The sequence below is a fragment of the Gammaproteobacteria bacterium genome (assembly GCA_016705365.1).
GTDB lineage: Bacteria > Pseudomonadota > Gammaproteobacteria > Pseudomonadales > UBA5518 > UBA5518.
The window spans coordinates 746,972-767,651 of record JADIYI010000008.1 but is presented as its reverse complement, the minus strand read 5'-3'; the positions used below and the strand labels follow the sequence as shown (position 1 = coordinate 767,651).

General features: G+C 64.5%; 17 protein-coding genes and 1 pseudogene. 10 read left to right on the top strand and 8 right to left on the bottom strand.

Annotation, left to right across the window (positions count from 1 at the left end):
• Positions 1–52: 52 nt before the first annotated feature.
• Positions 53–1,312 (bottom strand): cysteine desulfurase-like protein, encoded by a 1,260-nt coding sequence (locus tag IPF49_11110; GenBank protein MBK6288162.1) that lies wholly within the window; start codon positions 1,310–1,312, stop codon positions 53–55.
• 177 nt (positions 1,313–1,489) lie between these two features.
• On the opposite strand from IPF49_11110, the gene IPF49_11105 reads away from it, so the two are divergent.
• From IPF49_11105 to IPF49_11070, 8 genes are all read left to right on the top strand, one after another.
• Positions 1,490–2,197, top strand: a complete 708-nt coding sequence (locus IPF49_11105) for a corrinoid protein (protein MBK6288161.1) — start codon at positions 1,490–1,492, stop codon at positions 2,195–2,197.
• An 11-nt stretch (positions 2,198–2,208) separates the two neighbouring features.
• Positions 2,209–2,811: a DUF1638 domain-containing protein gene (locus IPF49_11100; protein ID MBK6288160.1), complete on the top strand. Its 603-nt coding sequence runs from the start codon at positions 2,209–2,211 to the stop codon at positions 2,809–2,811.
• Positions 2,799–3,155 (top strand): virulence factor, encoded by a 357-nt coding sequence (locus IPF49_11095; GenBank protein ID MBK6288159.1) that lies wholly within the window; start codon positions 2,799–2,801, stop codon positions 3,153–3,155. Before IPF49_11100 ends, IPF49_11095 begins: the two co-directional genes overlap by 13 nt.
• Complete coding sequence (locus tag IPF49_11090) at positions 3,148–4,077, top strand: dihydropteroate synthase (GenBank protein ID MBK6288158.1); 930 nt, start codon at positions 3,148–3,150, stop codon at positions 4,075–4,077. The genes IPF49_11095 and IPF49_11090 overlap by 8 nt, the downstream gene beginning before the upstream one ends.
• The gene (locus tag IPF49_11085; GenBank protein MBK6288157.1) at positions 4,074–6,080 is read left to right on the top strand and encodes a DUF4445 domain-containing protein; all 2,007 of its coding nucleotides are present in this window, start codon (positions 4,074–4,076) and stop codon (positions 6,078–6,080) included. The genes IPF49_11090 and IPF49_11085 overlap by 4 nt, the downstream gene beginning before the upstream one ends.
• The gene (locus IPF49_11080; protein ID MBK6288156.1) at positions 6,077–6,235 is read left to right on the top strand and encodes a hypothetical protein; all 159 of its coding nucleotides are present in this window, start codon (positions 6,077–6,079) and stop codon (positions 6,233–6,235) included. Before IPF49_11085 ends, IPF49_11080 begins: the two co-directional genes overlap by 4 nt.
• Positions 6,222–7,733, top strand: a complete 1,512-nt coding sequence (locus tag IPF49_11075; protein ID MBK6288155.1) for a trimethylamine methyltransferase family protein — start codon at positions 6,222–6,224, stop codon at positions 7,731–7,733. The genes IPF49_11080 and IPF49_11075 overlap by 14 nt, the downstream gene beginning before the upstream one ends.
• A gap of 224 nt (positions 7,734–7,957) precedes the next feature.
• Positions 7,958–9,481, top strand: coding sequence for a trimethylamine methyltransferase family protein (locus IPF49_11070; protein ID MBK6288154.1), 1,524 nt, complete (start codon positions 7,958–7,960; stop codon positions 9,479–9,481).
• Between the two features lie 12 nt (positions 9,482–9,493).
• Here IPF49_11070 and mmuM read toward each other — a convergent pair whose 3' ends face one another.
• The 4 genes from mmuM to IPF49_11050 form a co-directional block, all read right to left on the bottom strand.
• Complete coding sequence (gene mmuM / locus IPF49_11065) at positions 9,494–10,411, bottom strand: homocysteine S-methyltransferase (protein ID MBK6288153.1); 918 nt, start codon at positions 10,409–10,411, stop codon at positions 9,494–9,496.
• The gene (locus IPF49_11060) at positions 10,411–11,991 is read right to left on the bottom strand and encodes an FMN-binding glutamate synthase family protein (protein MBK6288152.1); all 1,581 of its coding nucleotides are present in this window, start codon (positions 11,989–11,991) and stop codon (positions 10,411–10,413) included. The genes mmuM and IPF49_11060 overlap by 1 nt, the downstream gene beginning before the upstream one ends.
• A gap of 150 nt (positions 11,992–12,141) precedes the next feature.
• Positions 12,142–13,068, bottom strand: coding sequence for a hypothetical protein (locus tag IPF49_11055; protein MBK6288151.1), 927 nt, complete (start codon positions 13,066–13,068; stop codon positions 12,142–12,144).
• Positions 13,065–14,213: an adenylyl-sulfate kinase gene (locus IPF49_11050; protein ID MBK6288150.1), complete on the bottom strand. Its 1,149-nt coding sequence runs from the start codon at positions 14,211–14,213 to the stop codon at positions 13,065–13,067. The genes IPF49_11055 and IPF49_11050 overlap by 4 nt, the downstream gene beginning before the upstream one ends.
• An 80-nt stretch (positions 14,214–14,293) precedes the next feature.
• Between IPF49_11050 and IPF49_11045 the strand changes: the two are divergent.
• A pseudogene (locus IPF49_11045) lies at positions 14,294–14,899 on the top strand (hypothetical protein).
• A 90-nt stretch (positions 14,900–14,989) separates the two neighbouring features.
• Here the strand turns inward: IPF49_11045 and IPF49_11040 are convergent.
• Both IPF49_11040 and IPF49_11035 read right to left on the bottom strand, forming a co-directional pair.
• A complete protein-coding gene (locus tag IPF49_11040; GenBank protein MBK6288149.1) occupies positions 14,990–18,010 on the bottom strand; it encodes a calcium-binding protein in 3,021 nt (1,006 codons plus the stop codon).
• A gap of 116 nt (positions 18,011–18,126) precedes the next feature.
• Positions 18,127–18,885 (bottom strand): SDR family oxidoreductase, encoded by a 759-nt coding sequence (locus IPF49_11035; GenBank protein ID MBK6288148.1) that lies wholly within the window; start codon positions 18,883–18,885, stop codon positions 18,127–18,129.
• 141 nt (positions 18,886–19,026) lie between these two features.
• On the opposite strand from IPF49_11035, the gene IPF49_11030 reads away from it, so the two are divergent.
• Positions 19,027–19,614, top strand: coding sequence for a DUF1993 domain-containing protein (locus IPF49_11030; GenBank protein MBK6288147.1), 588 nt, complete (start codon positions 19,027–19,029; stop codon positions 19,612–19,614).
• Between the two features lie 9 nt (positions 19,615–19,623).
• Here IPF49_11030 and IPF49_11025 read toward each other — a convergent pair whose 3' ends face one another.
• Entirely contained in the window at positions 19,624–20,679 is a 1,056-nt protein-coding gene (locus tag IPF49_11025) for a zinc-dependent alcohol dehydrogenase family protein (protein ID MBK6288146.1), read from the bottom strand.
• Between the last annotated feature and the right edge of the window lies 1 nt (position 20,680).

The following is a 20,680-nucleotide window of genomic DNA, read 5'->3' as shown; positions in this document are numbered from 1 at the left end:
GGGCCACTTCTCGTCGCCTCTCGAGCGGGTTATCAGGATTGTAAAAAGCCTCTTATACCATCGCGCCAAGCACCTCGAGCAGTTGCTCGACCTCGGCCAGGGTGTTGTATTGGGCAAAACCGATGCGCACGCCGCCGCTGCGCTCCATGCCCAGCTGCCGATACAGTTCGAGCGCGTAATTGTGCCCGTTCCAGGCAAAGATATTGTGCCGCGCCAGCTCGCGCACGATTGCCTCCGGCGTGTGCTGCTCACGGACAAACGACACCGTCGGTACCCGCCACGCCATGCGCGCCGGGTCGGTGATGCCGAGCACCCGCAGCCCCGGCAACTTCGCGAGCCCCGCGAGCAGCGCCCGGACCAGCTCGTTTTCGTGTCCCTGCAACAGCTCGAAAGCGCGCCGCAGCTGAGTCCGGCGCCCGCTGTCCGCGGCAAGCCCGCCCATGGCCTGGCCGACCCAGGCGATATGCTCCACCGCGCCCAGCGTGCCGGCCATGCCCTCGTGACTGAGCGTACCGGTCTCGAACTTGTGCGGCAGCACGTCACCCGCCGGGCGCACACGATAAGCCGTCAGCCCTTCGAGCAATTCGCGGCGCCCCCACAACACGCCCTGGTGCGGACCGTAGAACTTGTAGGGTGAACAGACCAGGAAATCACAGCCGAGTGCACGCACATCGATCAGGGCATGCGGGGCGTATTGCACCGAATCGACGAACACCAGCGCATTGTGCGCATGGGCGCGCTCCACCACGGCCGCCACATCGGTGACGGTACCGAGCGCATTGCTCGCATGATTCACCGCCACCAGCCGGGTGCGCTCGCCGAGCAGGGGTTCGAGGGCGTTGATATCGAGCTCGAACGTTGCGGTATCGACCTCCCACCAGCGCACTTTCAGCCCGAGGTCCTCCGCCAGCATCAGCCACGGTCCGATATTGGCGTCGTGGTCCATGCGCGTCAGCACGATCTCGTCGCCCGGGCTCAGGGTGCGCCCGATCGAGCGCGATATATGAAAAATCAGCGAGGTGGTGTTCTGGCCGAACACGATCTCTTCGGCCGAGCCCGCGCCGAGAAAATCCGCCATCGCCTGGTGTGCGGCGTCCACCAGCTCGCAGGCCATGCGGCTGCTGGCGAAATGTCCACCAAGGTTGGCATTGGCCCGCACCAGGCAATCACTGATCTGCTCGATCACGCGGCGCGGCACCTGGGTACCGGCCGGGTTGTCGAAATAGATCCGCGGCAAACCCCCGTCGCACAGGTTGATCGAGGGAAATTCATTGCGGATGGCAGCGCTGTCGAATGGCATCGGTTGTTCCATGCGGCTACCCGGACGCGGGGCCGTCCCGTCGGGGGGCCGGAGATAGTAGCCGTTACGACCGGAGTGGTGTAGTGGCGGAGCATTTACCCCGGGAATAGCGCTTTTATTGAACAGTTGTTTAGAATAGGTGGCAACGACTCTCGCCCCCTGACACCTGACTCGAAAGGGATAAGCACCATGACAACACCGGCCGACGACAACCAGGACATCATTCTCGCGGACCTTTCCGATGCGGAGCTCGTCGAACAGATGTTCGATGACCTCTACGACGGTCTCGCCGACGAGATCAGCGAAGGCACCCACATCCTGCTCGGACGTGGCTGGGCGGCAAAAAAGGTACTCGACGAGGCGCTGGTCGCGGGCATGACCATCGTGGGTGTCGATTTCCGCGACGGCATCCTGTTCGTGCCCGAGGTATTGCTCGCCGCCAACGCGATGAAGGCCGGCATGGCCATCCTGAAACCGATCCTGGCCAGTACCGGCGCGGAGCCGGTCGGCAAGATGGTGATCGGGACCGTGAAAGGCGATATTCACGACATCGGCAAGAACCTGGTCGGGATGATGATGGAGGGCGCCGGATTCGAGGTGATCGACCTCGGCATCAATACCGATGCCGACGCCTACATCGCGGCGCTCGAGCAACACCGCCCCGAGATCCTCGGCATGTCGGCATTGCTCACCACCACCATGCCGTACATGAAAGTCGTGATCGACACCATGACCCGGAAGGGACTGCGCGAGGACTACATCGTGATGGTCGGGGGCGCGCCGCTCAACGAGGAGTTCGGCAAGGCAGTGGGCGCCAACGCCTACTGTCGCGACGCTGCCACCGCGGTGGAAGTGGCCAAGCGCCTGGTGCAGGAGCGACGCGCGGCACGCGCGTAGCGGGCAGCGAGATGGGCGGCCCGGTGTTGCTGATCGCCTGTGGCGCAATCGCGCGCGAACTCGCGCAGCTGTGCCGGCAGCCGGGCTGGTCGCACCTCAGCCTGCGTTGTCTCGATGCGGCGCTGCACAACCACCCCGAACGCATCGTGCCGGCGCTGGAGCAGATGATCCTCGCCCAGCGCGCACATTTCGACCGCATCTTCGTGGCCTATGCCGATTGCGGAACCGGCGGCGCCATCGACCGCCTGCTGGAGCGCCACCGCATCGCACGCCTGCCGGGCGCGCATTGCTATGAGTTCCTGGCGGGTTCCACGAGCTTTCATGCGCTCGCCGATGCCGAGCCGGGGAGCTTCTATCTCACGGATTTCCTGGCGCGACATTTCGATCGCCTGGTGCGCGAAGGGCTCGGACTGGACCGGTACCCGCAATTGTTGCCGCAGTACTTCGGCAACTATCGCCGCCTGGTGTACCTGGCGCAAACCGAGGACCCGGCACTCGATCGCCTCGCCGAGCAGCATGCCAGCTTTCTCGGCCTGGCCTACGAGCGGCATTTCACCGGGCTCGCGCACCTTCGGCACGCCGTCGGCGAACAGGTCATGCAATGGCAAAACTGATCAGCATCTTCTGGCGCGACATTCCGGCACAGGTGATCGGCCGGGTCGGGCGCAGCAACCACAAGCAGGTGCTGGCACCACGGTTCGCCAAGGCCATCGACCGCGCGGCGATGCGCGCCGGTCGGGGCTCGAGCGATGCCTACCTTGCCGACTGGCGTCGCGAATCGGAGGAAGTCACGGGCGATATCGAACAGTTGGTCAGCGCGCGCGTGGCGGAACTCGAGAGCCACTTTCCCGAGCCCCTTCTCGAGGCCGTGATCAAGACAGGAGGGCTCGTATCCGGATTGAAAGCGCCCGCCAACGCAGCCACCCTCACCGCGGCAAAGGAACCCTCCGATGACTGACACCGTGCTCAGCTCTCGCACCCGCGAGGTCGTGATCGGCTTTGATCGCCCCTTCGTGGTGATCGGCGAACGCATCAATCCGACCGGCCGCAAGCTGCTCGCCGAGGAGATGAAAGCCGGTGACTTCAGCCGGGTGCAGGCCGACGCGCTGGCCCAGGTCGCCGCCGGCGCGCGGATTCTCGACGTGAACGCGGGCATACCCCTGGCGGACGAACCGCGCATGCTCGCCGAGTGCATCCGCCTGCTGCAGTCGATCACCGATGTCCCGCTCAGCATCGATTCCTCGATCGTCGAGGCGCTGGAAGCAGGACTTGCCGCCTACCAGGGCAAGGCGCTGCTCAATTCCGTCACCGGCGAGGAGGAACGCCTGCAACGGGTGCTGCCGCTGGTGAAAAAATATGGCTGCGCGGTGGTCGCGATATCCAATGACGACAGCGGCATCTCGGAAAACATCGACGTGCGCTTCGCGGTGGCGAAAAAGATCGTCGAGCGCGCCGCCGACCATGGCATACCGGCCAGCGACGTGATCGTCGATCCGCTGGTGATGCCGATCGGTGCCATCAACAGCGCCGGACGCCAGGTGATGTACCTCGTGCAGCGCCTGCGCAATGAACTCGGCGTGAATACCACGTGCGGGGCCTCCAACCTGAGCTTCGGTATGCCCAACCGCAACGGTCTGAACGCCTCGTTCATCAGCATGGCGATCGCCAGCGGCATGACCTCGGCGATCACCAATCCACTGCATCCCGAGCTGATGCAGGCGGTGCGCGGCGCCGATACCGTGATGGGTCACGATCCGCAGTGCGCGAACTGGATCCGCAATTACCGCAATCCGCTGCCCGATGGTGTCGAAGCGCGCGGAGGGCGCCGCGGTGGACGCCGCGGAATCGCTGCAGAACCCGTTCCCGGAGACGCAAGATGACGACGGGATCGGATTCCGCCCTGGTCGTGTTCTCGCCATCGGGGCGCCGTGGTCATGTCGCCCGCGGCACCAGCGTGCTGACCGCGGCGCGCAAGCTGGGCGTCGATCTCGATTCGGTCTGCGGAGGCCGCGCGATCTGCGGTCGCTGCCAGGTACAGGTCGCCGCAGGCGAACTGCCCAAGCACGGTATCGTGTCACGCGCCGCCAGCCTGTCGCCGGCCACCGCCAGCGAGCTCGACTACGGTGCGCGCCGCCGCCTGGACCCGGAATGCCGGCTCGGCTGCCAGGCGCTGGTGCTCGAAGATGTCGCGATCGACGTGCCTGCGGGCAGCCAGGTGCATCACCAGGTGGTGCGCAAACCGCACGAAGCCCACGACATCGCGATCGCACCGGTGGTGCATGCCCATTTCGTGGTGGTTGCCGAACCCGATATGCACGATCCGAGCGGCGATCTCGAACGCTTGCTCGATGCGCTGCACCGCGAGTGGGGCCTCGAGGGGCTGAGCTGCGCGCTGCCCGCGATCCAGGCACTGCAACGCACGCTCCGCGAGGGTAACTGGCAGGTCACCGTCGCGGTTCGTGAGCAGCGCGAAATCATCGCCGTGTGGCCGGGCCTGCAGACCCGGCTTTACGGCATCGCACTCGACGTGGGCTCCACCACCATCGCAGCCCATCTGTGCGAACTGGCGAGCGGCGAGGTGCTGGCAAGCGCCGGGCGCATGAACCCGCAGATCCGTTTCGGCGAGGACCTGATGAGCCGCGTCTCCTACATCATGATGAACCCGGGCGGCGAAGCAGAGCTGACACGGGTGGTGCGTGCCGCGATCAGCGAGCTCGCCGCCGAACTCGCCCTCGAGGCCGGCATCGCGCTCACCGAGATCGTCGAGCTGACCCTGGTCGGCAACCCGATCATGCAGCACCTGGTGCTGGGCCTGAACCCGGTCGCACTCGGCACCGCGCCGTTTGCGCTCGCCAGCGACGGGGCGTTCAGCATACCGGCCGCACAGCTCGGCATCGCCCTCAACCCCGGTGCTTATCTGTATGCGCTGCCCTGCATCGCCGGCCATGTCGGCGCCGATGCCGCCGGCGTGTTGCTGGCCGAAGCACCGTGGGAGCGCGAGGAGCTGAGCCTGATCGTCGATGTCGGGACCAATGCCGAGATCATCCTCGGCAACCGCGAGCGCCTGCTCGCCGCATCGAGCCCCACGGGACCCGCCTTCGAGGGCGCACAGATCAACTCCGGACAGCGTGCCGCACCCGGGGCGATCGAGCGCGTGCGCATAGATCCCGACACGCTGGAGCCGCGCTTCAAGGTGATCGGTTGCGAGCTGTGGTCCGACGATCCGGGCTTCGCCACCGCGATGCCCGCCTGCGGCGTTACCGGGATCTGCGGTTCGGGCATCATCGAGGCGATCGCCGGGCTGTTCCTGGCCGGCGTGATCGCCGAGGACGGCACCGTGCTCGGCAAGATGGCGGAGCGCTCGGCGCGCGTGCTCGGTGACGGGCGCACTTATTCCTACGTGCTGCACGAAGGCGAACCGGGAGTACGGATCCTGCAGAACGATGTGCGCGCGATCCAGCTCGCCAAGGCGGCGCTCTATGCCGGCGCCCGCCTGCTGATGGAGCGCTTCGGTGTCGAGCGAGTCGAGCGCATCCGCCTCGCCGGCGCATTCGGCGCCCATATCGACGTGAAGTACGCGATGGTGCTGGGCATGATTCCCGACTGCCGCCTCGAGAACGTCTCCTCGGCCGGCAATGCCGCCGGGACCGGCGCCCGCATTGCCTTGCTCGACCGGCATTCGCGCACCCTGATCGAGCAGCGGGTGCGCGCGGTCGAGAAGATCGAGACCGCGATAGCGGCCAACTTTCAGCAGCACTTCGTCGCCGCGATGACACTGCCGAACCGCAGCGACGCCTTTCCCGAGCTCGCCAGGGTGGTTGCGCTGCCGGCACCCCGGGAAAAACAGGCCGCGGGCGGCCCACGCCGCAGGCGGGCACGATGAGCCAGGTGCCGCATACCCCGCCACCCGGAGCTCCCGAACGCGAGGCGCTGGTGCGCACCCTGCGCGAGGCATACATGGAAGTCTTTCCGACCGCCAGTATCATCGAACGTCGCGCGGTGTTGCCGGCGGAATCAGATCGCGATGGCCCGGCGTAGCGGTCGCGAAAAGCGCGTGGTATCGGCGGTCACCCAACTGCCGTGGCGCGCGGTGAGCAACCCGTATGCACCGATCGAGGTGCTGGGCGCGGACCAGGTCGAGCAGATCATCGATGGCGCCCTGCGCGTGCTCGAAACGCGCGGCATGCGTTTCCTGGAGGGCGAGAGCCGCCGCCTGCTGCGCGCGGCGGGCGCCGTCCGCGACGAGGCCACGCAGATGGTGCGCTTCGACCGCGCCCTGGTGCTCGAGAAACTGGCACTGGCACCGCGCGAGTTCGGCTTGCGCGCCCGCAACCGGGCGCACGATCTGCACCTCGGAGGCAACCGTATCGCCTTCTGCGCAATCGGCGGCCCGGCCTTCGTCAGCGATCTCGATCGGGGGCGGCGCCCCGGAACCTACGCCGAGCAATGCGATTACATTCGCCTGGTCCAGAGCCTGGAGATCATCCACCAGGAAGGCGGGGGACCGTTCGAGGCGATGGATCTGCCGCCCGAGAGCCGCCATCTCGATCTGTATCTGGCGCAGCTGCGGCTCACCGACAAGAATTGCCAGGGCTATGTGCTGGGGCGCGAACGCACCCTGGACTGCATCGAGATGCACTGCATCGCGCTCGGGGTCGATCGCGAGGAGCTGGCGCGCGATCCCGCGATTCTCGCCATCGTCAACACCAATTCACCGTTGCAGCTCGATATCCCGATGACCGAAGCGGTACTGGAACTCGCCGCCAGCGGGCAGGTCACCTGCATCACGCCCTTCACGCTGGCCGGTTCGATGAGCCCCGCGACCATTGCCGGCACACTGGTGCAGCAGACCGCGGAAGTCCTCGCGGTGATGACGCTGGCACAGATCGTGAAGCCGGGCGCGCCGGTGATGTACGGCTCCTTCGCCTCGAATGTCGATATGCGCAGCGGTGCCCCCGCGCTCGGCACTCCCGAGTACACCAAGTCGGCGCTGGCCAGCGGGCAGATCGCGCGCCGTCTCGGGTTGCCGCTGCGTTCGAGCAACACCACCTCCTCGAACTGCGTGGACGCGCAGGCCGCCTACGAAAGCGGTATGTCGCTGTGGGGCGCGATCATGGGCCACGCCAACCTGGTCAACCACGCCGGTGGCTGGCTGGAAGGCGGACTCACCGCCTCTTTCGAAAAGCTGATCGTCGATGCCGAGATGCTGCAGATGATGGCCGAGACCCTGCGACCGATCGAAGTCAACGACGATCAGCTCGCGCTCGATGCGATCGCCGAGGTCGGTCCCGGCGGGCACCATTTCGGCACCGCGCACACCCTGGCGCGCTACGAAACCGCGTTCTATACCCCGATGCTCTCGAGCCGCGACAATTTCGAGAGCTGGCAGGAGGCGGGCAGTCTCGATGCCGCCCGGCGCGCGAACGCGATCTGGAAAAAGCTCCTGGCCGAGTACCAGCAGCCAACAATGGATGTGGCGGTCGAGGAAGAACTTCTTGCCTACGTCGCAAAGCGCAAGCTCGAGATCCCTGGATGAGCGGGTGTGGCATGCGGCAAGCGTCGCGCGGCGAGGATTGCACGACGTGGCGCCGGGGGCTGCGCGGAGACACGCTGTGAATACATCCCTGTACGCTCTCTGCCGCCATCCCTGGCGGCAGAAGGTCTCCGCGCAGCCCCCGGCGCCACGTCGCGCTGGAGATGCCGTGGACGCCGCCGACGTCCAGGCTCATTTACTTTCTTTTTGACAGGAACTTCAGAACCATGCGTCCGACACTGAATATCCTCGGCGACGAGATGATCAACCGGATCCTCGACGAAGCCATGCGCATCATGGCCGAGGACGGGATGGAGATCCGCGGGCCCGGATTGCGCCAGCGCCTGCTCGACAGCGGGCTGAAGACCGATACCAGCGGCAAGCGCATCCTGTTTCCGGCGGAAGTGGTCAAACGCGCCATTGCGAGCGCCCCGAAATCGTTCACGCTCTACACCCGTGACGGCCTGCCGCACGCCGAGATCGGCGGCAACAACGTGCACTACGTACCGGGTTCCAGCGGACTGAAAATCCTCGATCACCGCACCCAGCAGACACGGCTCAGCGACTCCACCGATTTCATCGAGTACGCGCGCCTGTGCGACGGACTCGAGCACATCGCCTATCTCGCGACCGCCTTCTCGACCAACAAGGATATCGAGTCGCAGGTCTCGGACGCGTGGCGGCTGTACATGACGCTCACCACCTCGAGGAAACCGGTGGTTTCGGGCGCTTTCGGCGAGCACGGCGTCACTCGCATGAGCGAGATGATGCAGTTGTTCCGCCATGATCGCGCCGAACTGATCGCCAAGCCGATGTCGATCTTCACGATCACCGCGACCGGCAATTTCCGCTATGGCGAGGATTCCTGCCAGAATCTGCTCGACTGCGTCGAGGCCGGCATCCCGGTCGAGATCGTGCCGGTGACGCTGATGGGACTGATCGCCCCGGTCACGCTGGTCGGTGCGCTGGTGTTCCACATGGTCGATACCCTGACCGGGCTGACCATGAGCCAGATCGTGCGCCCCGGAGCGCCGGTGCTGATTGGCGGTGCGCCCGCGACCTTCCACATGAAGTCCGCCAGCTCGCCGATGGCGGCGATCGAGGCCCAGCATCTGAATGTCGCCTACGTGGCGATTGCAAAAAAACTCGGGCTGCCGACACAGGCGTACATGGCGCTGTCCGACGGCAAGTTTCTCGATGCGCAGGCCGGCGGCGAGACCTTCAGCAGCGCACTGCTCGCGGCGCTCGCCGGGGTGAATTCGGTGTCGGGCCCCGGCATGCTCGATTTCGTGCTGACGTTCAGCCTGCCCAAGCTGGTGTTCGACAACGAGGTCTGTGGCCAGTGTCTGCATTTCGTGCGCGAGATCCAGGTGCTCGATGACCTGCCGGCCACGGAACTGGTCAACGATCTGCGCGCGCACGATCACCTGATCACATCCCCGCATACGTTGAAGCACTGGCCGCGGGAGCTGTACCTGACGAATCCGGTGATCGATCGCGAGAACCGCGAGACCTGGCAAAAAGCCGGTTCGAAGGAGCTCTACCAGCGCGCCTGCGAGGAGGTCGAAAAGCGTCTTGCGGCGTATCAGCCGCTGGAGACCGATGCGGCCACCGACGCCGAGTTGCGCCGCATCGTCAGGGACGGATTGATCGATCAGACCGAGTTGCCGGTACTGCCACCGCCTCCCGCGCCGCGCGCGCCGGAGGCCGCGGCTGGACGGCGCGGTCGCCCGGGTCGGCGGCGCGCCTGATATCGTCTGCGCTCAGGGGTTTCGCATCGCCTGCGCGAGTTCGCGGATATCCTGCGGCGTGGTACGGCAGCAACCACCAATCAACGTGGCACCGGCATCGAGCCAGCGGTGCGCGAGCCCGGCCAGCGAGGCATGCGCTCCGTGCTCCAGCCAGCAGTTGTCCGCGGCTCGCCAGGTTTCGCCGCTGTTCGGGTAGGCAAACAACGCTTTCGCAGTAACACCCCGCGCCTGCACCAGCAGCGATTCGACAAATTCCGGCGCGCTGCAGTTGATGCCGGTGGCGATGATGCCGGGGTGTTCGTTGGCCAGCGCCGCGCAATCGGCGAAGCGCTCGCCATGGCAGACATGCAGTTCGTCACGGCAGGAAAAGCTGATCCACGCCCGCAGTTCGGGAAATTCCTCGAGCAGGCGCACGATCGCTTCGCCCTCGGCCAGGCAGGGTACGGTTTCGAAGGCGATGAAATCGGCACGGCTGAGCGCCAGCACCTCGAGCTGGCGCCGATGAAAATCGCGTATCTGTTGCGTGCCGACCCCGTAGTCGCCACGGTATTCCGAGCCATCGTGACGGTGCGCGCCGTAGGGGCCGATCGAGGCGCCGACCAGCGCCGCGGGTCGCGTGCCGTCTCGGTGCTGCTCACCGAAGCGCTCGCGTGCGGTGCAGGCAAGCGTCACGCTTTTCAGCAACAGGCGACGCGCCTCCTCGTCCGCCAGTCCGCGCGCGGAAAAGCCGGCAAACGTCGCCTGGTAGCTGGCGCTCAGCGCGATATCCGCGCCGGCGACAAAATAATCGTAATGCACGTCCTCGATCAGCTGCGGCGACTGCAGCAGAATCCTTGCCGACCACAAGCGGTCGTTGAGATCGGCGCCGCGGCGCTCGAGCTCGGTGGCCATTGCACCGTCGATGACATGGCGCCGCGTCGACCCGAACATCAGCGCATCTTCGTGGTGCGGGCGGCGAGCACGCTCGGCGGCGCCGCGAAACTGTCGGCGCGCGCGAGACGCCAGAACATGCGAAATACCGGGTGCTCGGGCACCAGCTCATCGCGCAGCTCATTGGGCCGTACCCAATGGTGCAGAGCCGCCAGCGAGCGCACCTTGGTCGAGCTGACGCGCCGTATGATGTGTTCGGGACCGATCTGTTCGGGGTGCGTGAGCCCCGCCGCGCTCAGCAGTTCCTTCAGTGCATGAAGGGTGTTCTGATGAAAGTTGTAGACCCGGGTGGCCTTGTCCTCGGGCACCAGCGCGCGGTAGCGGTCCGGGTCCTGCGAACTGACGCCGGTCGGACAGCGCCCGGTATGACAGGTCTGCGACTGTATGCAACCGAGTGCGAACATGAAGCCGCGCGCCGCGTTGCACCAGTCGGCGCCGAGCGCACAGGTACGCGCAATATCGAAGGCCGTGACGATCTTGCCGGCCGCGCCGATATGCACCTCACCACGCAGACCAAGTCCGACCATCGTGTTGTGCACCAGCATCAGCCCCTCGCGCAACGGCGCGCCCACGTGGTCGCAGAACTCGAGCGGTGCGGCGCCGGTCCCGCCCTCGGCGCCGTCGACCACGATGAAATCGGGCGTGATGCCCGTTTCGAGCATGGCCTTGGCTATCCCGAACCACTCCCAGGGGTGGCCAATGGCGAGCTTGAAGCCGGTCGGCTTGCCGCCCGAGAGCTCCCGCAATTGCGCCACGAATTCGAGCAGCCCGATCGGGGTCGTGAAGCTGCTGTGGAATGCCGGGGACACGCAGTCCTCCCCTATCGCCACGCCGCGTGCCTCGGCAATCGCCGCGTTGACCTTGGAGCCCGGCAGCACACCACCGTGACCCGGCTTGGCGCCTTGCGAGAGTTTCAGCTCGATCATCTTGACCTGCTCGGAAGCCGCGTTGGCCGCGAACATCTCGGCATTGAAACTGCCATCCGGATGGCGACAGCCGAAGTAACCGGAACCGATCTCCCAGACCAGGTCACCGCCATGGCGGCGATGATAGGTCGAGATCGAACCCTCGCCGGTATCGTGATAAAAGCCGCCACGACGCGCGCCTTCGTTCAGAGCCAGGATCGCGTTCGGTGACAGGGCGCCGTAACTCATCGCCGAAATGTTGAAAACCGATGCCGCATAGGGCGTCTTGCACTGCGACGAGCCGATCTTCATGCGGAAATCATGGCTTGCGATGGGCTGCGGCGCGACCGAGTGGTTGAACCACTCGTAATCGGTCCTGTAGACATCGTTCTGGGTACCGAACGGGCGCTTGTTGAGCTCGTTCTTGGCGCGCTCGTAGATGATGGTGCGCTGCTGGCGCGAATAGGGAATCTGTTCGGTGTCGGTCTCGAGGAAGTACTGGCGTATCTCGGGCCGGATCGATTCGAGCAGGAAACGGATATGCGCCAGAATCGGGTAGTTGCGCCGCACCGCCTGCTTTTTCTGGAGCACGTCGATGAGTCCGATCAGGCTGAGCGCGCCGCTCACCACCGCTATCAACCACCACGGAATGCTGCTGCCGTTGAGCACAGCCATGGCGAACGCGACGGCAAACACCGCCACGCAGGCAGCAAAAAAATAAAACCGCGACGGAAGGATCCTGTTGAACATATGCCCACTCCGTTAACTGGCGGCAACAGTATAGGTTCTGCATCCGGCGCCGGACCGGGCAATAGTGCTGCCCGGTCAGCGCGGATCCATTCCAAGCGCCTGCTTCACGCGCGCCATCCAGCCCGTCGCCAGGCGCGGATCGCGTTCGATCAGCCGATCCTTGTACTGTGGCTCGCAATCGCGTTTGTAGGCCTCGATGTCACCGGCTATCGAGGCGCGCCGCAGCTGCGCGAAAAAGCGCTCGACGGCCCACTCGTAGAGCTCGAAATCGGCGTGCATCAGCTCGCGGATCAGGGCCTGGGTGGCTGGCGGAAGGTCCCACACCAGCGGCCGGTTCCTGTTGCGGTTATCGCGCTTCCAGGCCCGCACCCGCTCGAGCCCGCAGAGGTGCGCAAACAGGAAAATGCTCTCCTCGAAATACTCCGCGATGCCGATACAGGCAATGTCGCGCTCGATATTTTCCTTCGCCATCGCGAGCATCCGCGCGGTGCTCATTGCCGCGAGTATCCTGGCGCGATCCGGCATATGGGGCAGCGCAAACTGTCCGATCTGGCTGTGGGCGCGGCCTCCGTTCCTGCGCACCCAGTCTTCGAGCACGGGAAACGCTTTTCCGTCGGCATCGGCCTTGCGCTTCAGCCACTGGTAAACCGAGACGGTGCGCGGCAGCGGATGGCGGAACTGCGTGACCAGAAGATGGCTGGCACGCGGAATGAAGAACGCGCCATAGAGATAGTGTCCGACATAGAATCCCGGCCCCGGCGTTTGCTCGATCAGGCGCCGGAACTCGTCCTCGCTCCTTGCCGCACCGCGGTAATGGGAGTGAAACTCGGTGCCGCGTCCCGCGTCCTCGTAGGCCGCACCGAGCACCTTTGCCATCGCGCTCGATCCGCTCTTGTTGACGCCGTGAAACACGATCTTGCGCTCGCCGGAAGGCGAAAACGCGCGCGGGTTGCGCAACTGCACGCGATAGCGGGTGGCCGGGGCCGCGCTGCTGTCGTTCATGTGGGGGTCTCACGCCTGGCGGTTACCCGGATCACTACCGGGTCATCGTCGCCAAGGCGCGCGAGCCCGTTCGATTCGAGCATGTCGACAATCCCGAATCCACTGTCGAGCAGGCGCCGCTCGAGCTCGTCGGCCACGATGAAACGGCGGTAGTGGCCGTGGATGCGTTCGGTGGGGCTGATCACTTCACCCTGGCGTGCGAGCGGGTCATTGATCGAGCGGCACTCGATGAAGAACAGGCCCTGATCGCACAACGCATGTTGCGCCGCACGGAGCATGTCATGCTCTTCGCCACCGGTCATCGCATGCAGACAGAAGCGGCTGTAGGCGCAATCGAACTCCCCGGGCAGATCGAGCGCAAGTTGCGGCAGCGCTCCGCACAGAAAACGCAGACCCTCGCGGGCATGGTTTCGCGTGCACAGCTCGATGGCTTCCGCCGAGACGTCGAGGGCGGTCACATCGCGTCCGGCGTTGGCGAAAAACACCGCGTCGCGGCCGTTGCCACAGCCAATTTCGAGCACGCGTGCATTCGTTGCGATGCGCCCAAGCACGACCTCGGCGAAGCTGGAGGGCCGCAGGGGCACCGCGGCATTGCGATAGTAATCGGCCCAGTGGCGGCGGCGCCCGCGATCGCTTTCGCCACCACTTTCGAAAGTTTCGCAATAATCGACGATGCGCGCCGCAGCCTCGTCGGCGCTGATTTCGGCAAAATTGTCGATCACCAGGTCGGCGTCTCGCGGTTCGTCGTAGAGATCCCGGCTACTGCCGATCTGCGCGTACACGCGCTTCGAGCCCGCGTCACGCAGGCGACGCTCGCTCTCGGGCACCCGCAGGTATACCTGTATCGCGCCAGGGATATTGCTGCGCATCCATTCTCGTACGTCGTCGTACATCGCAACCGCCGAGATGATCACGGTGTGCTGCTGTGCGGCAAGATGGCTGCTCAGGCGAAAATAACTGCGCGCGAGCTCCATGCGGTCCTCGCGCTCATAGCCCCATTTGCCGGCAAGGATAGAGCGCAGATCGTCACCGTCGAGATGTACCGTGGAAACACCTGCGGCGCGCAGCGCCGCCTCCACCTTGCGCGCGACCGTGGTCTTGCCCGAACCCGAATACCCGGTAATCCATACCACCCTTACCGACACAGCAGACCTCGTTGCAAATTCGCGAACACTATACTTTCAGTTACCCGGCTGCACGACAGCCATCACATGGGCGGACCCCGATGATGCCGATACGGCCATTGCTGCTCGTTGCGCTGCTTGCAATCGGCGGCTGCAGTGCATCGACGCCGCGCAACACCGACGATATCTGTGCGCTGTTTTCCGAAAAGCGCGGCTGGCACACGGCGGCTCGCGAGGCTTCCGGGCGCTGGGGAGCGCCGCTGCAGGTGCCGATGGCCATTATCTACCAGGAGTCGCGCTTTCGTGCCACGGCACGCCCGCCGATGCGCTATTTTCTTGGCTTCATTCCTCTCGGCCGCGACAGTTCCGCGTTCGGCTACGCGCAGGCACAAACACCCGCCTGGAAGGATTATCAACGCGAAACCGGCAACGGCTGGTCGGACCGCGATGATTTCTCCGACTCGATCGACTTCGTGCAGTGGTACATCGACAAGAGCTACCGGGTGAATGGCGTTGCCAAGACCGATACCTACGCGCAATACCTCAACTACCACGAGGGCTGGGGCGGGTACCGTCGCGGAAGTTACCGCAACAAAGCCTGGCTGGGCCCGGTCGCGCGCAAGGTCGAGGCGCGTGCCGCGCGCTACGGCGCCCAATACGCGGGCTGCCACAATGAACTCGAACGCGGTTGGTTGCGCCGATTGTTCTCCTCCGCCGAAACACTGCCGGGAGTGGCGCCCGACGGAGAGACACCCCGCCCCGAGAGGCAGGGCGCCTGATCCGGGGCCGAAGCAGGCTCAGATAATGGCGAAATCCGCGACCGTCAACGCAAGCCCTGTGCCGAGCAATGCAAACTGCGTCTGCGCCTGCGCCCCGTTGCCGTCCTGATCGTAGTAGAGCGCACCGGTCACGCTGTTGTAGATGATACGATCGTCGGCATCGGTGGCCGCCGCGCCGATTTGCAGATGCGCCGCGCCAAGAACGCCGCTGGCAACAACCGGCAGCGCGGTGAAGATATCGTCGTCGAGCTGGATCTTGTCGGCGCCGATGGTGAAATCCGTGATCGTATCGTAGCCGGTTGTCGTGGCGAGGGAATCCGCGTTGTAAAGTGGTGCATCGAACACGAAAACATCGTTGCCGGCACCGCCAGTCAGATTATCGTAACCGGCGCCCCCGATGAGCGTGTCATTGCCCGCATCGCCAATTAGCGTGTTGTTGCTGGCATTTCCGATCATCCGGTTGTTCAGCGCGTTACCGGTGGCACTGATCGCGTAGTACGAATAATAAGAGGACAGGTCGATGTTCTCGATTCCGGTCGGCATCAGATAGTTCGTATAGATGGAATAGCCTTCCACGATAATGGTGTCGATGCCACCGCTGTCGATGATCACGTCGGTGGCGGTGTCGATCCTGTAGGTATCGTTACCCAGCCCGCCGTTCAGCGTGTCGATTCCCAGACCACCGCTCAGGGTGTCATTGCCGCCGGCTCCGATGAGTTCGTTGTTGGCAGTGTTGCCGATGATGGTGTTGGCGGCGGCATTGCCGGTGCCGTTGATCGTCGCCGTGCCGGTCAACGTCAGGTTTTCGACATTCACTGCCAGCGTGAAGGTGACCGCGGCCAGAACCTGGTCGACGCCGCTGGAGGCTGCCTCGATGATCACATCGCTGGTCGAATTGACGATGTAGGTATCGTCACCCTTGCCCCCCGCCATGGTGTCGTTGCCGGCGCCCCCGTCGAGCACATTGCCCAGTGAAGAGCCGGTCAGCGAATCGTTGCCGCTGCCGCCCGTAAGATTTTCGAAATTGCGCAGCGCGTCATTGCCACTGCCGCCGGTTGCCTGCGCCCCGGCAAGCGCGAGGCTCACCGTCACGGCCCCGGTGGTACCGGCATAGGAAAGGGTGTCGATCCCGCGCCCGCCATTCAACACGTTGTTGTTGCCGTTCGCCGTGATGACATTGTCCTGGTAATTTCCCGCGCCGCGAGTGGCGGCGTCGGTCAGCACCAGGTTGTCGATGTTGGCACCCAGGGTGTAATCGATGGTCGTGATGACCGTGTTGGTTTCGCTGCCGTAATCCGCCACGTCGAAGACCAGGTCCCCGGCGTTGTTCACATAGAACGTGTCGTTCCCGCCACCGCCGCTCATGCTGTCGGCACCGAGGCCGCCATCCAGGATATCGTCACCGTAACCGCCGTCGAGGGTGTCGATACCGTCGCCGCCGAGCAGACTGTCATTGCCATAGCCGCCGTCGAGGCTGTCGTTGCCGGCACCACCGTTCAGCGTGTCGTTATCGTAATTGTAGCCACCGCGCAGCGTGTCGTTGCCGGCTGCGCCGATGAGCAGATTGGCAGCGGAATTGCCGATGATGAGGTTATCGAGCGCATTGCCCGTACCGTTGATAACCGCGGAACCGGTGAGCGTGAGATTTTCGAGGTTGTTGCCCAGCGTGTAACTGATCGCGCTTTCCACCGTGTCCAGGCCGGCACCTGCCGCTTCCACGACCTTGTCTCCGGCCACGTCGACCACATAGGTATCGTTCCCGCCCAGGCCCGTCATGGTGTCGGCCCCCAGGCCCCCATCGATACGGTTGGCGGCGGCACTGCCCTTCAGATTGTCGCCGGCGGATCCCCCGACGAGGTTCTCGAATCCGCTGATCGCGTCAGTACCACTGCCACCGGTTATCTGTGCCGCCGCCGTGTTCAGGCTTGCCGTTACCTTGGTGGTTGCCGTCTCGTAGGACAGCGTATCGATACCGTCCAGCCCCTTCAGCACGTTGTTGCCGCTGTTGGCGATGATCCGGTTGTCGAGCGCGTTTCCGGTCCCTTTCAGGTTGGCGGTTCCAGCAAGCTGGAGATTCTCGACGTGCGCACCCAGCGTGTAACTGATGCTGCTGATCACCAGGTCGATTGCGCTATTGACCGGGTATTCGAATACCTTGTCGCCAACGGCGTCCACATAATAGGTATCGTTGCCATGGCCACCGCTCATGATGTCGTTGCCGGTGCCACCATCCAGCGTGTCGTTGCCATCACCGCCGAACAGGCGGTCATTGCCTGCCATGCCCTTGAAGTAATCGCTGCCGGTACCCCCGCGCATGATATTGCCGAGTTCATTGCCGGTTATCGTGACCGGGTAGTAGTAGTAATAGCTGTTCGTACCAACCGCCCAGGCCGGATTGATTTCGGCGTTCTCGACATTGTTGGTGAGCGTATAGGTGAAGGCTGCGTACCCGTTGACACCCAAGGCAACCGTATCGTTGCCGGCGCCCGCGCCTTCGACCACCACGTCCAGCGCATTGTCGAGTATGTAAACGTCGTCGCCGGCACCGCCCGCCAGGCTGTCGTTGCCGGCGCCACCATCGAGGGTGTCATCGCCACCGGCACCGCTCATGGTGTCATTGCCGCTGCGCCCGTGCATCCAGTCCGCAGCCGCGGTACCGTTGACCGTGTCGGCCTGGATGAACAGCGATTCCGCATTGAACGCGATACCGTAACCGTAGTAGGTAGGATTCAATACGCTGGTGACGGCGAGGGGCGAGGCACCATAGGCAAAGCTCGCAAAATTTGCCAGCGTGCCGGCCGCCGAATAGACCTGGACGCTGACGCTCTCGATATTGCCGCTGACGGGATACTCGCCATAGCTGCCGTAGGCAAACTGGTTCGGAACAAGCGCCGCATTCAGCGTGATCTTGCCGAAGGCATTTTCCAGTACCACGGCGCTCGCGTTGCTGCTGGTCACGACCAGCCCGTTGAATACCTCGGCGAGGTCACCGATGCTGGGAAGGATGGTGATGCCATTCTGATAGGTGATGGTGGCCATGTTCTTGTCTCCGATCGAAGGGGAATTTGTTGGCTATTGTTTGTTGCGCACGCCAATGTATGCCGCTCCAAATACGTTGTAAATAGGCGGCCGGCAGGGTGTATGTCTGTGCAATGTCATCCCAACACGGCTCCGCCGTTGACCCCCAGCACCTGCCCGGTGATCCATTGGGCTTCATCGGAACACAGGAACGCGACCATCGAGGCGATATCCGCCGGCTCGCCCAGGCGCCAGCTACGCGCGCCCTTCAGTGCAAACTGCTGAAATTCCGCGGGCATGTCGGCGACAATGGCCGGCGTCAGCACCAGTCCCGGGGCAACCGCATTGGCGCGGATGCGCAGTTTGCCCCAATTCGAAGCGACGTGGCGCATCAGCGCCTCGATGCCGGCCTTGCTGACGGCATAGGCCGGACGTACCGGCTCGCCCATGCAGGCCGCGCCCGAGGAGGTGTAGACCAGCGAGCCACCACCCCGGCGCAGCAATTCGGGCAGCACCGCGCGGGTACACAACCAGTGTCCACGCAGGTTTACCCGGATGGTCTGGTCGAACACGGCCAGCGGCTCGCCCAGCACGTCCGAGTCCTGGTGGATGATGCTCAGATCGGCGGCATTGGCATACAGCGCGTCGATGCCGCCGTGGCGCTCGACCGCGCATGCGACCAGCGTCGCCACCGAAGCCTCGTCCGCAATATCGAATTGCATGCCCATGCAGTCCGCGCCGCCCGCGCATATCCGGTCGGCCACCTCGGCGGCATGCGCACCGTCGAGATCACCGAGCACGATCCGGGCGCCTGCTTGTGCAAGCCGCTCCACCGTGGCGGTACCGATCGCACCACCACCCGCAATCACCACCACCTTGTCTTTCAATCCACGCATGCTTCTTCTCCCTGGCAAATTTCCGGATGAGCGGAGGCGAGTATATTCGATGGATTCGGGTCCACGCGCGTGATCGTGCTTCTCAATCCGGCAACACGAGGCTACCATCGCGCGGCATCCCAACCCTGCGGAGATACGCCCATGAGTCTGTCCATGTACCAGGCATCGATACCGGTGCTGATCCACAACCTCAAGACCCTGTCGGCCATTCTGAAAAAAGGCGCGGCTCACGCCAAGGCGAGGGGCATCGATCCGGTGGTGCTGTTCAACGCGCGGCTCTACCCGGACATGTTCGCGCTGTCGCGCCAGGTGCAGATTGCCGCCGACATGGCCAAGGGCGGCGCTGCGCGTCTGGCCGGTGTCGAAATCCCCTCGTTCGCGGATACGGAAACCACTTTCGCCGATTTGCAGGAGCGCCTGGCCCGCACCGTCGCGTTTCTGAAAAGCATCCGCCCGGCCCAGGTTGAGGGCAGCGAAAGGCGCGAGATCACGCTGCAGATGCGCATGGGCGCGGTGACGTTTCCGGGGCAGTACTACCTGCTGAGCTGGGTCCTGCCAAACGTGCTGTTCCACATCACCACGGCTTACAACATCCTGCGCCATAACGGCGTGGAACTGGGCAAATGGGATTTTCTCGGCAAGGCGCCGGGCGCCGTGATTGGCGGGAGCAAGCGCGCGAAAACCCGGCGCAAGGCCGCCAGCGGCAAGGTGTCCAGGACAAAGCGCTGAACCCGGAGCTCAGAACGCCAGCAGCACCTTGCCGCCACGACCGGGGCGGGTGCTCTGCGCGAGCGCTTCGCGGAACTGCTCCAGCGGGTAGGTCTGGCCCACCTCTGAACTCAGGATGCCATCGGCAATCAGGCGCCCGACCCGGCGCGTGGCGCGCAGACGCCCGAGCAGACTCTGGCCCGCGATCCACTGTGGCAACAGGAAGCCTTCGATACGTGCGGCCGGCGACATCAGGTCGCGTACCGGGAAATTCAGCGCATCTCCTCCGAGACTGCCATAACACACCAGGTGCGCACCCGGCGCCAGGCAACGCAGCATCAGCGCCAGCGTATCGGCCCCCACGCAATCGAGCGCATAGCGCACACCGCTGTTGGCGGTGATCGACGCCACCCGCGCGATCAGGTCCTCGCTGCCGGTGTCGATCACTTCGTCGGCACCCAGCGCACGCAGTTCCTCGGCAACCTCCGCCCGGCGCACCAGGTTGATGGTCCTGAAGCCCTGCCGCTTGCCGAGCCGGATGACCATGCGCGCCAACTGCGACGCACCGCCCGATTGCAGCAGCCAGGTGCCGGCAGGAACGCGCAGCACATGATTCACCATTGCCCAGGCGGTGAGCGGGTTGACCAGAAACATCGCGGCCTGCTCGTCGCTGACACCTGAAGGTACCGGCATGGCCTGCATCGCCGGCAACACCACCTGCTCGCGCCAGTTGCCCGAGGGCGCAGCCATCACGATCACCCGCTTGCCGAGCAGACGCCGCGCAAACCAGCCGCTTCCTGCCGCCTCGACCACACCCATGCCGTCGGCGCCCGGCGATACCGGCAATGACGCCAGCGCGCGCGCGCGGCCCGGGTCGAAGTGCAACTGCGTCGCGCCGTGATTCCAGATCACGCGTTCGAGACTGCGCTGATAACCACCACGGATAGTGTTGAAATCGGACGGGTTGACCGGCGACAGCCGCATGCGCACCCGCACCTCGCCCGGCCCCGGTTCCGGCATGGGGAGATCGACGAGCTGCAGAACCGCTTCGGGTTCGCCATGATGCTCGAGCAACAGCGCGCGCATG